Genomic DNA, 14,189 nt, shown 5'->3' on the forward strand with positions numbered 1-14,189 from the left:
GACAATGGCTCAGAAGAGAAAAGATAAAGCCAAGAAGCGCGTGGTTGTGGTGGAGCCTGTTGGTCAGGTTCACATCAAAGCGTCATTTAACAACATCATTATTTCCGTTACCAATATTAATGGCCAGGTTATTTCTTGGGCATCTGCTGGTAAAATGGGATTCAAAGGGTCTAAGAAAAATACTCCTTACGCTGCCCAGATGGCAGCCGCTGATTGCGGAAAAGTAGCCTATGAGGCTGGTATGCGCAAAGCAGAAGTTTTTGTGAAAGGCCCGGGAGCTGGACGTGAGTCCGCTATCCGTACCATGCAAAACGTGGGTATTGAAATCACCTCTATCAAAGACGTGACCCCACTTCCGCACAATGGTTGCCGTCCTCCAAAACGCAGAAGAGTTTAAGGTATTATTTAGTATTAGACATGGCAAGATATACAGGCCCTAAGAGTAAAATCTCTAGAAGATATAATGAACCAATTTTTGGACCTAGCAAGGCTTTAGCCAAAAAAGCCTATGGTCCTGGCCAGCATGGTCGTGGTCGGAGAAAGAAGCAATCTGAGTATGCAATCCAATTGATGGAGAAGCAAAAAGCAAAATACATCTATGGTGTGTTGGAGCGTCAGTTTGCTAACTTGTTTGACAAAGCTGCCCGTAAAACAGGTATTACCGGTGAAAACTTATTGGCTCTTTTAGAGGCAAGATTAGACAACACCGTGTATCGTTTAGGCATTGCTCCTACAAGACGTGGTGCGCGTCAATTGGTAAATCACAATCACATTCAGGTGAATGGTTCTGTGGTGAACATCGCTTCGTACACGTTGCGTCCTGGTGATGTAGTTAGCGTACGTGAGAAGTCTAAATCATTGGAAGCAATTACTACCAGTCTTGCTGGCCGTAATGCTCGCGCTTTTACTTGGTTAGAGTGGGATGCCAGCCAAATGGCAGGTAAGTACATCTCTAACCCACAGCGTGATCAAATCCCTGAGAAAATTCAGGAGCAATTGATCGTTGAGCTTTACTCTAAGTAATAGTTTCTATTTAGTATCAACCTTAATCCAGCAAACATGTCAATATTAGCCTTTCAAATGCCAGAAAAGGTCGTGATGGAGAAATCCGATGACTTCAACGGGCAGTTTGAATTTAAGCCGCTAGAAAAGGGCTATGGTGTTACCATTGGGAATGCGCTGAGAAGAATTCTTCTCTCCTCTTTGGAGGGATATGCTATCTCCAGCATCAGAGTTCCTAGTGTGCTCCATGAGTTCTCTACCATTGAAGGTGTGGTTGAAGATGTCTCTGAAATTATCCTGAACCTGAAAATGGTGCGGTTTAAGAAGATTGGTGACATAGTGGATGATAAAGTAACGGTGACCATCGGCAAGCAGGATACCTTCACTGCCGGTGACATCAACAAATTCTCTTCTTCGTTCCAGGTCCTGAACCCTGAGCTTATCATTTGTCATGTTGATCCAGAAGCTAGCTTTGAGATTGAACTGACTATTCAGAAGGGCAGAGGGTACGTGCCTGCAGAGGAGAACAAGCCAGCTGATCAGGTTTTTGGTCAGATTGCCATAGACGCCATTTTCACGCCTGTAAAGAATGTGAAATATAGCGTAGAGAACACGCGGGTTGAGCAGAAAACTGACTACGAGCGCCTCTTGTTGGAAATCACCACTGACGGTTCTATTCACCCAGAAGATGCGTTGAAAGGCGCCGCCAACATTTTGATTCAGCACTTTATGCTGTTCTCTGACAACACCATGACGTTTGAAACGGTGAAGCCAGAGGAAGAAGAAGCGGTTGACGAAGAAATGCTGCACATGCGCAAAGTGTTGAAAACGCCTTTGCATGACATGGACCTTTCTGTTAGAGCCTACAACTGCTTGAAAGCTGCTGACATCAGAACCTTAGGTGATTTGGTGCAATTGGACCTGGCAGATATGATGAAGTTCAGAAACTTTGGTAAAAAGTCTTTGACTGAATTAGAGAACTTGGTTTCTGAAAAGGGACTAAACTTTGGGATGGATATCTCTAAGTATAAATTAGAAGAAGATTAATTAATCTACGGCATAATTCCCGATCCCGCTTAGGTTGATCGACGGTATGCACGTGCACAATTCAAAAAAATGAGACACGGTAAAAAGAATAACCATTTAGGAAGAACGGCGTCACACCGTGCTGCCCTCCTTTCTAACATGGCATCGTCCCTTATATTGCACAAACGTGTAATCACTACGGTGGCTAAAGCCAAGGCATTGCGTAAATACGTGGAGCCTTTGCTGACCAAATCAAAAAGCGATACTACCCACTCTCGCCGGACAGTTTTCTCTTACCTACAGAACAAAGAGTCTGTGAAAGAGTTGTATGACGCAGTGGCTGGTAAGATAGCTAACCGCCCAGGTGGTTACACCCGCATCATCAAAACTGGCAACCGTTTAGGTGACAACGCTGATATGTGTATCATTGAGTTGGTTGATTACAACGAGGACTTGCTGAGCACAACAGGTGCAGGTACTGCAGGTAAAGCCAAAACAAGACGTCGTGCTTCTGGTAAGAAAAAAGACGGTGTTGAGGCTGCTTCTGAAACGCCAGTTGCTTCCGCAGAAACCGCCACTCCAACTACTGAAGCGTCTGCTCCAGCTGCTGAAGGCGAAGAGGCTCCTAAAGCTGAATAGTAAAAATGCAGTAAATTATAGAAAGGGATACGAGATTACTCGTATCCCTTTTTTATTTTTGCCACATATCTAATAAGAATGAAGTCTCAAACAACTACAGATGCAGTTTTGGTTTTGGAAGACGGCACCGTCTTTCATGGTAAAAGTCTTGGCAACATAGGAACTACCGGTGGGGAGCTCTGCTTCAACACAGGTATGACGGGGTACCAGGAGATTTTTACGGATCCTTCTTACTATGGCCAAATTGTGATTACCACGGTTTCACACGTGGGCAATTACGGCGTACAGGTGGAGGAAGTGGAATCTGATGCCGTGCAGATCAAAGGATTGGTGTGCAAAGAGTTCTCGCAGCATTTTTCCCGGAAGACCGCTGAAGGCTCACTGCAGCAGTACTTTGAAAAAGCCGGCATAGTGGGTATTTGTGAGATTGACACTCGGGAGTTGGTGCGCTACATCAGAGACAAAGGTGCCATGAACGCCATTATCTCCTCTGAGAGCACAGATCTTGACGCTTTGAAAGAGCAAGTGAAGCAAGTACCCTCCATGAATGGGTTGGAGCTTTCTTCCAAAGTTTCTACGAAGGCGCTATATGATTTGTCGGTGACCGAGACACGCTTTAAAGTAGCGGTGCTGGATCTGGGCGTGAAACGGAACATCTTGAATAACCTGACCAGCCGTGGCTGTGAATGCCGCGTGTTCCCATATGGTACTACTTTTGAAGAAATGGAGACTTGGGGGCCTGATGGGTACTTCATCTCCAATGGTCCGGGTGACCCCGCCGTGACCACTGAAGCGGTGAGAAGCGTTGAGCAGATACTTGCCGTGGAGAAACCTATGTTCGGGATTTGTATGGGGCACCAGATTTTAGCCCAGGCCAATGGTATTCCTACTTATAAAATGCACAACGGCCACCGCGGGCTCAACCACCCAGTGAAGAACCTGATTACGGGCCGCAGTGAGATTACCTCACAGAACCACGGGTTTGCAGTGGATGCCGAGGCTGTCAAGAATAATTCCAACGTTGAGATCACGCACATTAACCTCAATGACAACACCATTGAGGGCATCAGAATCAAGAACAAACCCGCTTTCTCGGTGCAGTACCACCCGGAGTCCTCACCGGGGCCACATGACTCAGAGTATCTCTTTGACTTGTTTGTGGAGATGCTGGAAAAGGAAAAGAATTCATAAACCAAACCAACGTATATGAGCTTAATTGAAGACATCAAAGCCCGCCAGATATTTGATTCCCGCGGAAACCCTACCGTAGAGGTAGACGTGATCACCCAAAACGGAATTGTGGGCCGCGCCGCTGTTCCGTCCGGAGCCTCTACCGGTAAGCACGAAGCCGTGGAACTGCGTGATGACGACAAAAGCAAATTCATGGGCAAGGGCGTGTTGCAAGCCGTGCAGAATGTGAACACCATCATTGCTGATGAAATAGTGGGCTTCTCTGTGTTTGAGCAAAGCCTGCTGGACAAGATCATGATTGAGATTGACGGCACAGAGAACAAAGCCAAGTTGGGCGCCAATGCCATTTTGGGTGTTTCTTTGGCCATTGCCAAAGCTGCGGCCAAAGAAGCAGGGCAGTCTTTGTACCGCTACGTGGGCGGCGTGAACGCCAACACCTTGCCGGTGCCCATGATGAACATCTTGAATGGCGGAAGCCACGCCGACAACTCCATCGACTTCCAGGAGTTCATGGTGATGCCGGTGGGTGCGCCTAACTTCTCTGAGGCTCTGCGCATGGGTTCTGAAGTGTTCCACCACTTGAAGAATGTTTTGAAGAAAAAAGGCCTCTCTACCAACGTAGGCGATGAAGGCGGCTTCGCGCCGAACATTGGCTCCAACCAGGAAGCCATTGAAGTGGTGTTGCAAGCCATTGAAACTGCTGGTTACCGCCCAGGCGAGGACTTTATGATTGCCATGGATGCCGCCGCTTCTGAATTCTATGACGCTTCTACCGGCCATTACCACTTCAAGAAATCAACCGGCGACAAGCTGACTTCCTCTGAAATGGTGAGCTTCTGGAAAGAGTGGTCTGAGAAATACCCCATCATCTCTATTGAAGACGGTATGGACGAAGATGACTGGACCGGCTGGAAGTCTTTGACCGACCAAATCGGCTCAAAAGTACAGTTGGTAGGCGATGACTTGTTCGTGACCAACGTGAAACGCCTGCAGCAGGGCATTGACCAGCAGACCGCCAACGCCATCTTGATCAAGGTAAATCAGATTGGCACCTTGACCGAGACCATTGACGCCATTAACCTGGGCCGCAGGAATGGCTATAAGAGCATCATGAGCCACCGTTCCGGGGAGACCGAAGACAATACCATTGCTGACCTAGCCGTGGCCTTGAACACCGGTCAAATCAAAACAGGCTCGGCTTCCCGCTCAGACCGCATGGCCAAGTACAACCAGTTGCTCCGCATAGAGGAAGAACTGGGCGAAGTGGCCTACTTCCCGGGCAGGAAATTCTAATTGCGTTAACCCAATTTCCGTTTTCGGCTTCATTTCCAGAAATGAGCCCGAAAACGGAATTTTAGAAAGAAGTACGGCCCGGTTTAAGGTTCGCTTCTGAATTCTTTGTAAATTCATGGCGGCGAGAAAGCTCTTGCCGCCATTTTTTGTCTATTGCTTATGTGGGCACGCGTTCCGTCTCTGTTCAAAAACTTCTACTTCCTTACGGCGCTGGGCTTTCTGGCCTGGATGCTCTTCTTTGATTCCAATGATTTCATCACGCAGTTCCAGACCAGCCAGAAACTGGCCATTCTGGAAGAGGAGCGCGACTATTACCTGGAGAAGATTGACGAAGTGCAGAAAGACCGCAAAGAACTGCTGAGCAACCCAGATTTGCTGGAGAAATTTGCCCGCGAGAAATACCTTATGAAAAAGCCCACTGAGGACCTCTACCTCATCATTGAGAAAGACGAAGAGGAACTGGAAGCCATGAAAGCCGATAGTCTACCCCAATAAAAGCAGAAGGCGCAACCGTACAAGTTGCGCCTTCTGCTTTTAACATATTTCCGTTTTTGGGCTCATTTCTGGAAACGAGCCCGAAAACGCACTATTCAATCTTCTTGCCGCTCATGGCTTTCTTAATGGAAATCTGCATCACGCGCTCCGCGAAGGGGCTGGTTTGTTCTTCCAGCGTATCCACGGCTCTGAGAATGGTGTCTTTGTCGCCGGAAGGCAAGGCGTCTTTCAAGCGCTGGAGATTGCGGTTGGTCAATTCAATTTCCTCTGAAGTTAAATGCTCGCCGTTTTTCTGCACGAACCGTTCTACTTGGTAAAGCATCTGCTCGGCGGTGGTGCGCGCCTCAATGACCATGCGGGTGTTCACGTCTTCGCGGGCGTGGGTGATGGAGTCCATCAGCATTTGTTCCACTTGTTCATCGGTGAGGCCGTATTGCGGTTTCACTTCCACTTCCTGCTTCACGCCGGAGCGCAATTCAATGGCTTCTACTTTTAGAATACCATCGGCATTCAGGATGAAGTTTACATCTACCTTAGGGAAGCCAGCAGGCATGGCCGGAATGCCTTTCAGGTCAAACTCGGCCAGTTTGCGGTTCTCTTTCACCAAATCACGCTCGCCCTGGTACACGCTTATTTTCATGTTCACCTGACCGTCCACGGAGGTGGTGTACTGGCGCCCGGCTTTGGTGGGAATTTTGGAGTTGCGGGGAATAATGGAATCCATTAAGCCACCCATAGTCTCAATACCCAGCGTGAGCGGCGTTACGTCTAGCAGCAGAATATCTTTGCGGTTTCCAGCCAAAACATCAGCCTGAATGGCAGCACCCAAGGCCACCACTTCATCTGGGTTCAAACTATTGTTGGCGGGCTTCCCGAAGAAGTCTGAAATAGTCTGGTACACCAGGGGCACGCGCGTGGAACCGCCCACCATAATCACGCTGTCAATTTGGGCAGGCTGAAGACCGGCATCTTGCATGGCCATTTTGCAGGAAATCAAGGTGCGATCAACAATAGGGGTAATCAGCGTCTCAAAGGTGTGTTTGTTGAGGATCAGTTCAATGCCGTTCAGTTCTGCGCTGAACTTCTCCTGGCTGCTCAAAGTCTTTTTGGCTTCTTCGGCTTTCAACCGGAGCGCCTGCGAAATTTGCGCGTCCTGGGAAGCTATATCAGCAAGCAGGCGGTTTTGCTTCGTCCAGAAAGTAATGATTTCGCGGTCCATGTCATCGCCGCCCAAATAGGTGTCGCCGTGGGTGGAGAGCACTTCAAAAATGCCTTGGTGAATCTTGAGGATAGAAATATCAAAGGTTCCGCCGCCCAAGTCATACACGGCAATGGTTTTTTCCTCGCTGGGGTCCAGCCCAATGCCATAAGCCAAAGAAGCCGCGGTAGGCTCGTTCACAATGCGCAGCACTTCCAAGCCCGCCAGTTTGCCGGCATCCCGCGTAGCTTGGCGCTGGCTGTCATTGAAATAGGCAGGAACGGTAATCACGGCGCGGTTCACGGGCGTTTTCAAGGCATGTTCGGCGCGGGCACGGAGCTCTTTCAGGATTTCAGCGCTCAGCTCAATGGGCGAGTAGAATTTGTCCTGCACCCGTATCTTCACCATGCCCTCAGAGTTGTCATCAATCACCTTGTACCCGAAGGCATCTTGGTGCCCACTGATATCTTGGTACGATTTGCCCAGCAACCGCTTCACCGAATAAATGGTGTTGGCCGGGTCTGTGAGCAGATAGTCCTTGGCCGCATCACCCACCAACACCTCGCCTTGAGGGGAGAAGTGAATCACCGACGGCACAATGGTGCCCAGGCCTTGGTCATTAATCGCGATGGCCACGTTGTCTTCGGGGTGCATGTACGCCACCAGGCTGTTGGTGGTGCCCAGGTCAATGCCCACAATTACTTCTTCCTTTTGAATGGAGGCGGTGGTCAGGTTTATCGCAATTTTAGCCATGGTATCTCAGTTAAGCGGAAATCAGCAGATTCCCAGTACAAAAGTACGAAGAAATTGCGCGTGATATAGCCACGGTTTCCTGTAAGACCTCACCTCAACCCCTCTCCCACGGAGAGGGACTTTTCTGCTAATATGTTTTGGGGCTTGTTTTGGAAATGGAGGCCAAAAACAGAAAACAACTGGCGAGAGTCTCCAGACTCGGGCGAGCAAAAATATTTAGAAAGCAAGAACTGTTTGCGGACAGTATTCTAGTGGTGAGGTTTAAATCAGGAAAAGCAAAGTCCCTTCTCCTTCTGGGAGAAGGTTAGGATGAGGGAGAATCTTGTAGCGTATTGGAGTGGCCGTGGAAAATACACCCTCACCCTAGCCCTCTCTCAGAGGGAGAGGGAATTTTCTCTTTTCCGTTTTCATGCTCAATTTCAGAAATGAAGCCGAAAACGGAGCTAAAAAAAAGCCCCTCTCCGTGGGAGAGGGGTTGGGGTGAGGTTCTTTACACCGCGTCAGACAAACTACTGAAGGTGAAGTCTCTGATTTTGAGCGGCGGCAGCAGGTAATTGTTGCTGGATTCGCCGCTGACCACGCGTTCAGCTTTGCCCATGGCCTCTAGGTTATTGAGCATGATGATGGGGCTTTCGTTGAACCGGAAGTTCTTGACGGCGTGCTTAATTTTGCCGTTCTCAATGTAGAAAGTCCCGTCGCGGGTGAGGCCGGTGAGGAGCAGGGTTTGCGGGTCAACGCTTCTGATGTACCAAAGACGCGTCACCAGAATGCCTTTCTGGGTGCCTTTAATCAGGTCTTCCAGGCTTTGGTTGCCGCCCTGCATAATGGCCGAACTGGGGAACGGAACTGGTGCCATCTTCTTCTGCTGCGCCCAGTACCGTGACACCGGAATCTGCTTCACCACGCCTTTGTCAATCCAGGTGACTTTGTTCAGCGCCTGTCCGTCTCCAGCCCATGGCGAAGTTGGAAGTTCTGGATGTGCTGGGTCTGAGTAAATGGTCACGCGTTCATCCACCAACTTCTGCCCGACTTTGTTACCGCCACCGGCTTTGCTCAAAAAGCTTCGGCCTTCATCTGCGGAGCGGGCATCCATGTTGAAGAACAGGTTCTCCAGCATCACGGCCACGGCGGCCGGTTCCAGAATCACGGTGTACTTGCCGGGTTCCAACGCTTTGGCCTCTCTTGACCCGACGGCTTTATTCACGGCCACGGCAGAAACAGCAGCTGTGTTGAGTTTGGTCACGTCATTGAAACCTCTGGAGGCATAGCCTGAGCCTAAACCGTCTGGCGTGCGCACGGTCAACGAAAAATCCACGCCGGTGTCTGTGTTAAAGGCAAAGAGCCCTTTACTGTTCATCATGGCCTGAAACCCGACCGAATCCTGCAGATAGCCTGCTGCGGTCAGGTTTTTGGCTTTGGCGGCCGCAATACTCTGGGCCACCATCTCGGCGCGCTTGTCTGGGGTAATAGCTGCCGTTGCCGGTGAAAACGGGGTGGTGGTCACATATTTCTGCGGGCCCAGCACGCCCATGTACTCTGGGTTCTCCGGCGCTAATTTTGCCAATTCCTCAGAGCGGCGCACCACTTTCTCCAATGAGGCATCGTCAAATTCATTGATGGTGGCGGTGCCCACTTTCTTTCCGAACGAGGACTGCACCACCAACTGCGTAGTATGCGATTCACCGGCTGTGGAAACAGAATTTCTGGCGTAGCGCACGTTCCCAGACTTGCTGCCGGTGAGATTGGCTTCGCACTCCTCGGCCTTGCTCAGCGCCATCACCTTATTCAGGACAGCCTGCGCTTGTTCTTTGGTATATATTGCCATTGTGTGAAAGGTCTAAGTTAACTTGAAATTGATTGGTTTTAGTCCTGAGTCTATAGTTCTGAGTCCTGAGTTGAAAGAATAACTCAAGACTATGGACTCAGGACTCAGGACTTAACACAGGTAGAAAAATCGTTAGATTTTTCTACCTGTGTTAATCACGTTCACGCCGTTGAAGCGGGTGGTGGCAGAACCATGTGACACCGAACTGGACTGCGTGGGCTGGCCTTTTCCGTCAAAGAAGGAGCCGCCCAGGCGGTAGTCGCTTTCATCACAGATGGCGGCGCAGGAATTCCAGAATTCCTGGGTGTTGCTTTGGTACGCCACGTCTTTCAAAGGCCCCACAATCTTTCCGTCTTTAATTTCATAGTACAGCTGCCCGCCGAACTGGAAGTTGTAGCGCTGCTGGTCAATAGAGAAGGAACCATCGCCAATGATGTAGATGCCTTTCTCCACGTCTTTAATCATATCATCCACGCTCAGTTTCTGCTTGCCGGCTTCCAAAGACACGTTGGGCATGCGCTGGAACTGCACCGAGCTCCAGTTGTCGGCATAAGAACAGCCGTGCGATTCCTTCTCGCCGATGATATGCGCTTGGTCGCGGGTGGCTTGGTAGCTCACCAAGGTGCCATCCTTCACCAAGTCCCAGCGCTTCGTTTTCACGCCTTCATCGTCATAGCCCACCGCGCCCAAAGAGCCGGGCTGCTGTTTGTCGGCGAACAGCGTGACTTTGTCGCTGCCGTATTTAAATTTCTTCGATTTCCATTTGTCCAAATCCGCGAAGGAAGTTCCGGCGAAATTGGCTTCGTAGCCCAGCACGCGGTCCAGTTCCAGCGGGTGACCCACAGATTCGTGAATGGTGAGCCAGAGGTGCGATGGATCCAATACCAAATCATATTTCCCGGCCAGTACAGATTTGGCGGTGAGTTTTTCTTTGGCCTGCTTGGCGGCGGCGGCAGCGTCTTCCACCATGTCATAATACTTGCCGTAGCGCGTGGTGATGCCCTGGTACTTGCCTTCTTTTCTGCCGCTCAAATACTCAAAGCCCATGCCCACCGGCGAACTCAGGGATTGGCGCGTCTCAAACTTACCTGATTTTTGGTCGATGGCGGTGGCGTTAAGCACCGGCCAGATGCGGTGAATGTCCTGATCAATGTACGACCCATCTGAAGACGCGAAGTACTTCTGCTCGTTTACCAGAAACAACGCTGAATTCACGTAATTGGCGCCGTTCTGCATGGCCGCGGCATTGGCACCCAACAGAATATCTACTTTCTCTTTCAACGGCACCTCAAACGCGTTGCGCTCAATAGGAGCTTTCCAACTCACCTCCCCATAGCCTTGTTGCGGGGCCAGCTGTACCGGTTCCGTCTGCAGTTTGGAGTTGGCTTTGGCAATGGCCACGGCCAGTTCAGCGGCTTTGGCAGCCCCAGCCGGCGTCACTTCATCAATGGCCGAAAATCCCCACGTACCGTTCACTAGCACGCGCACGCCCAATCCAAACGACTCTGTGTTGACCGTGTTCTCTACTTTGTCTTCGCGGGTAATCAGGTATTGGTTCAGGTAGCGGCCTATGCGCACGTCTGTGTAAGTGGCGCCCTTAGATTTGGCGGCGTTAAGGGCGGCGTCGGCAATGCGTTTGTTCAGGGCCGTTTCCATGGGCGAAAGCATGGCTTCCGGCGCAATGTCATTGCCCCACACGGGGATGGGCAGCATAAGGGCACCAAGCCCCAAGCCGGAAAGATGAATAAAATCGCGTCTTTTCAAAGTGGAAGGAGTTAAGGGTTAGTCTTTTAAATGTAGGAATTTCGCCTTTACTTCCAAGCGAAGTAGGGAGGGATTTTATAAACGCCAGTTAGGGGTAATGCTGACACGCATATCGTCCCCCTTTGAAGGGGGTAGGGGGGTGATTCTCTTTTGCTGAATAAACCTTTTTGATATTCTGAAGCGGCTGCTATAGATGCTCTTCCAAATGCTGTTCGGGATTTATCAATCCCGAATCATTCTGTCGGGGATTTCCAAATCCCCTTTACTAAGCAAATTTTTATCAGGGCATAGGGGGATTGATAAATCCCCCACAGAGTACTTTCGGATTGGTAAATCCGAAAGAGCAAATGGAAACCTATTTACCCATTCTAGAAAAAAATAATCAGCAATAGTCATCATCCCCCAACTTTCTTCAAAGGGGGACGATATGCGTGTAATTCTTCTAACGTTGAAAAGTTGAAACACAAAAAACGCACCCCATTTCAGAGTGCGTTTTTGGCTTCGTTTCCAGAATTGAGCCCGAAAACGTGTTATTGGTTGCAGCCTATCATTTCCAGTGTACCAATGGGCGCGCCTGGCGGAAGTTCTTTGTGCAGTTGTGGTTTTGCGGTCTGCGGTTCGTCCAGGCGGTTCAGGGCGAGCATGGCGTTGGCTTTCACCGAGGCATCTGAGGACTTGGCCAGCTTCTTAAGCTGTTTCTCCAGGTTGGAAAGTTGTAGGGTGGCTTCAGCTCTCACGGAATAGGCGGTGTTTTCATTCTGACTCAACGCAAGGAGGTGCGTGAGGACCAGTTGCTGGGTGAGCAGTTGAATTTGTCCGTCTAGGCCAGCGGCGGGCTTTACATCCCAGGTGTTGGCCATAATTTGGTTCAAGACGTCATGCAAGCCTAGTTGGCTTCCGCGGGCTTTTAACTCTACCAAACGGGCAGCGCGCTCTGGGTGAAATAAAAACGATAACGTAAAATTAGCCGAAGCCTCAGCCGCCGCCAAAGGGTCAAAGGTGAGGCCAGTGCGCTTGCTGAACAACTCCCGCGATGGTGACCAACCGGCCGGTCTTGGCGGAATAGCCGCAATGATGTGTTCTGGTAACGTAAGCACGTTGGGTTGAAGCGTGGAAATCAAGGCATCTAAAGCTTTTTGCTGCTCTGCCAGAGGTACTTGTTCTGTGACTAACTGACCATCACCGCGAGAGGCGTAGGTATAATTCACACCGCCCACCAATTTGGCCACGGCCTCTACTTGATAGCGGTGGTAATTGTAAATGGGCACCAAGGCATCTTCCAGCATGGCCATGGGCACGCCCGGTTTGATGTTATTTTCGCCAAATTTCTCTAAAGCTTTCTTCCGGACGGCTAGTACGTGATGCAGTTCATCGGTGGCGTTGGCGCCGTTGTCCCAGAGGTGGGCTTGCGGGTGGGCGCCGCCGGGCGAACGGGCATCACGGTCAGAGATGAACTGTAAGCCGCGCTGATGACCAGTGCGCAGGAGTTGGTCTAAAGCTTGGGTTTCATTCGTGCCTTCAGGGAAGTCTTGATAGCCGTAGGTCACCGCCAGTTTGTCCCAGTCGCCCATGCCCACGGCATAGGCATCAGACAAATCAATATCGCCGGAGGCAGAAAGTTTCACGTTGGGGTGGAGGTAATCCATCACGCTGGCGCGGTTGTTCACGCTGGCGGCGTAGTTGTGCATGATGCCCAGCGTGTGCCCCAACTCGTGCGCCGACAACTGCCGAAGCCGCGCCAAGGCCATTTTCATCATCTCTGGGTTGGCGGGTTTGCCGGTTTCATAGGGAGCGAGCAGGCCTTCGGCAATCAGATAATCCTGACGCACGCGCAAAGAACCCAAGCTCACGTGGCCTTTCATTATTTCGCCGGTGCGCGGGTCTGTCACGGATGCGCCATAAGACCAGCCGCGTGTGCTGCGGTGCACCCATTGAATCACGTTGTAACGCACATCCATGGGGTCAGCATCCACGGGCAAAATCTCGACCTTAAAGGCATCTTTATAACCCGCCGCCTCAAAAGCCTGCGCCCACCAACGGGCTCCGTCCAGCAGGGCGCTTCTAATGGGTCCGGGTGCGGCATGGTCCACGTAATAAACAATGGGTTTCACGGCTTCAGACACAGGCGCGGCTGGTTTCTTTTTCTGCAGACGGTGACGCGCAATAAAGCGTTTGGTGATGGATTCATCCACGGGCGTGCTGTAATCCATGTACTCAATCCCGAAGTACCCAGACCGAGGATCCATGGCGCGCGGCGTATAGTTAGTGTCTGGCAGTTGAATGAAGGAATGGTGTTCGCGCAAGGTCAAGGCCTCAGTGGAAGGAGCCACGCTACGCACGAAATTGCCGGCGTCATCGCCGCCCACAAAGGTGAGGGTGGCCTCAAACTCAGTGTTCTGCGGGAAGTTCTTGGTGCGGGGCAAGTACATAGCCGATCGGCTGGCATCTAACCGGTAAGACCCTTGGCGGCTGCGCCGGATAGAACCTACCACGTCATGGGCATCACGCAGAAGAAAATCGGTGGCATCTACCAGCACGCGGTTGCCGTCGGTGGCTTCCACCTTGAAACCCCACAGCGTGCTCTGCGCGAACGACTGGGCCACGGCCTGTTCCTCGGCGGGGTTGCCGTTCATGGCGCGGTAATTCTGGTTGGGTTCTACCAAGAGCACCTTCGGGCCCACCTTCTGGAAATACACCACGTGGGTGCCGCCCAACTGCCCCCGGTCCAGCCCGATGTCATTAGAACCCAAGCCCGCTGGCAATGAACTCACATATAGAAACTGCTGGTCTAACTTGTCAATCTCCAGAAAGACTTTGCCGGTGGCCTCGTCCCAGTAAAATGGGAAGTAACCCGCAAACTTCTGCATACCCGCGGTTTTAGCAGAAATGCCCGCCGGTTTATTCTGGGCAAAAAGGGAAGTCATTGCTAAGAGTAGGGAGAAGCAGGAGAGGAGCGTTTTTCGCATGATTTGGGATTTGGAGGTCAAAAACGGAATCAGCGAA

11 protein-coding genes are annotated in these 14,189 nt (G+C 50.8%); 7 read left to right on the forward strand and 4 right to left on the reverse strand.

Annotated elements, in window-relative coordinates; all coding sequences use genetic code 11:
- Positions 1-4: 4 nt before the first annotated feature.
- From rpsK to IMY23_RS17350, 7 genes are all read left to right on the forward strand, one after another.
- Positions 5-397 carry a 30S ribosomal protein S11 gene (gene rpsK, locus IMY23_RS17320; protein ID WP_066508659.1) on the forward strand — a complete coding sequence of 131 codons (393 nt, stop codon included), beginning with the start codon at positions 5-7 and terminating at the stop codon, positions 395-397.
- Positions 398-417: 20 nt separating this feature from the next.
- Positions 418-1,023, forward strand: a complete 606-nt coding sequence (rpsD, locus tag IMY23_RS17325; protein WP_192823281.1) for a 30S ribosomal protein S4 — start codon at positions 418-420, stop codon at positions 1,021-1,023.
- 36 nt (positions 1,024-1,059) lie between these two features.
- Complete coding sequence (locus IMY23_RS17330) at positions 1,060-2,049, forward strand: DNA-directed RNA polymerase subunit alpha (protein WP_192823282.1); 990 nt, start codon at positions 1,060-1,062, stop codon at positions 2,047-2,049.
- A 69-nt stretch (positions 2,050-2,118) separates the two neighbouring features.
- On the forward strand, positions 2,119-2,667 hold the full coding sequence (gene rplQ, locus IMY23_RS17335) for a 50S ribosomal protein L17 (protein ID WP_192823283.1): 549 nt from the start codon (positions 2,119-2,121) through the stop codon (positions 2,665-2,667).
- A gap of 78 nt (positions 2,668-2,745) precedes the next feature.
- The gene (gene carA / locus IMY23_RS17340) at positions 2,746-3,858 is read left to right on the forward strand and encodes a glutamine-hydrolyzing carbamoyl-phosphate synthase small subunit (protein ID WP_192823284.1); all 1,113 of its coding nucleotides are present in this window, start codon (positions 2,746-2,748) and stop codon (positions 3,856-3,858) included.
- Positions 3,859-3,873: 15 nt separating this feature from the next.
- A complete protein-coding gene (gene eno / locus IMY23_RS17345; protein ID WP_192823285.1) occupies positions 3,874-5,151 on the forward strand; it encodes a phosphopyruvate hydratase in 1,278 nt (425 codons plus the stop codon).
- Positions 5,152-5,310: 159 nt separating this feature from the next.
- Positions 5,311-5,646, forward strand: coding sequence for a septum formation initiator family protein (locus IMY23_RS17350; protein WP_192823286.1), 336 nt, complete (start codon positions 5,311-5,313; stop codon positions 5,644-5,646).
- Positions 5,647-5,737: 91 nt separating this feature from the next.
- Here IMY23_RS17350 and hscA read toward each other — a convergent pair whose 3' ends face one another.
- From hscA to IMY23_RS17370, 4 genes are all read right to left on the reverse strand, one after another.
- Entirely contained in the window at positions 5,738-7,597 is a 1,860-nt protein-coding gene (gene hscA, locus IMY23_RS17355; RefSeq protein WP_192823287.1) for a Fe-S protein assembly chaperone HscA, read from the reverse strand.
- Between the two features lie 490 nt (positions 7,598-8,087).
- Complete coding sequence (locus IMY23_RS17360; RefSeq protein WP_192823288.1) at positions 8,088-9,422, reverse strand: TldD/PmbA family protein; 1,335 nt, start codon at positions 9,420-9,422, stop codon at positions 8,088-8,090.
- A 132-nt stretch (positions 9,423-9,554) separates the two neighbouring features.
- The gene (locus tag IMY23_RS17365) at positions 9,555-11,186 is read right to left on the reverse strand and encodes a TldD/PmbA family protein (protein WP_192823289.1); all 1,632 of its coding nucleotides are present in this window, start codon (positions 11,184-11,186) and stop codon (positions 9,555-9,557) included.
- Between the two features lie 530 nt (positions 11,187-11,716).
- Positions 11,717-14,110, reverse strand: a complete 2,394-nt coding sequence (locus IMY23_RS17370) for a zinc-dependent metalloprotease (RefSeq protein ID WP_225986539.1) — start codon at positions 14,108-14,110, stop codon at positions 11,717-11,719.
- Positions 14,111-14,189: the final 79 nt, after the last annotated feature.

Source organism: Rufibacter sp. LB8, from assembly GCF_014876185.1.
In the GTDB taxonomy this organism is placed as follows: domain Bacteria; phylum Bacteroidota; class Bacteroidia; order Cytophagales; family Hymenobacteraceae; genus Nibribacter.

Excerpts from the sequence above, each read along its gene's own strand:
- IMY23_RS17350 (WP_192823286.1), top strand. The coding sequence starts at position 5,311 with ATGTGGGCACGCGTTCCGTCTCTGTTCAAAAACTTCTACTTCCTTACG.
- rpsK (WP_066508659.1), top strand. The coding sequence starts at position 5 with ATGGCTCAGAAGAGAAAAGATAAAGCCAAGAAGCGCGTGGTTGTGGTG.
- rpsD (WP_192823281.1), top strand. The coding sequence starts at position 418 with ATGGCAAGATATACAGGCCCTAAGAGTAAAATCTCTAGAAGATATAAT.
- rplQ (WP_192823283.1), top strand. The coding sequence starts at position 2,119 with ATGAGACACGGTAAAAAGAATAACCATTTAGGAAGAACGGCGTCACAC.
- eno (WP_192823285.1), top strand. The coding sequence starts at position 3,874 with ATGAGCTTAATTGAAGACATCAAAGCCCGCCAGATATTTGATTCCCGC.
- carA (WP_192823284.1), top strand. The coding sequence starts at position 2,746 with ATGAAGTCTCAAACAACTACAGATGCAGTTTTGGTTTTGGAAGACGGC.
- hscA (WP_192823287.1), bottom strand. The coding sequence starts at position 7,597 with ATGGCTAAAATTGCGATAAACCTGACCACCGCCTCCATTCAAAAGGAA.
- IMY23_RS17370 (WP_225986539.1), bottom strand. The coding sequence starts at position 14,110 with ATGACTTCCCTTTTTGCCCAGAATAAACCGGCGGGCATTTCTGCTAAA.
- IMY23_RS17330 (WP_192823282.1), top strand. The coding sequence starts at position 1,060 with ATGTCAATATTAGCCTTTCAAATGCCAGAAAAGGTCGTGATGGAGAAA.
- IMY23_RS17360 (WP_192823288.1), bottom strand. The coding sequence starts at position 9,422 with ATGGCAATATATACCAAAGAACAAGCGCAGGCTGTCCTGAATAAGGTG.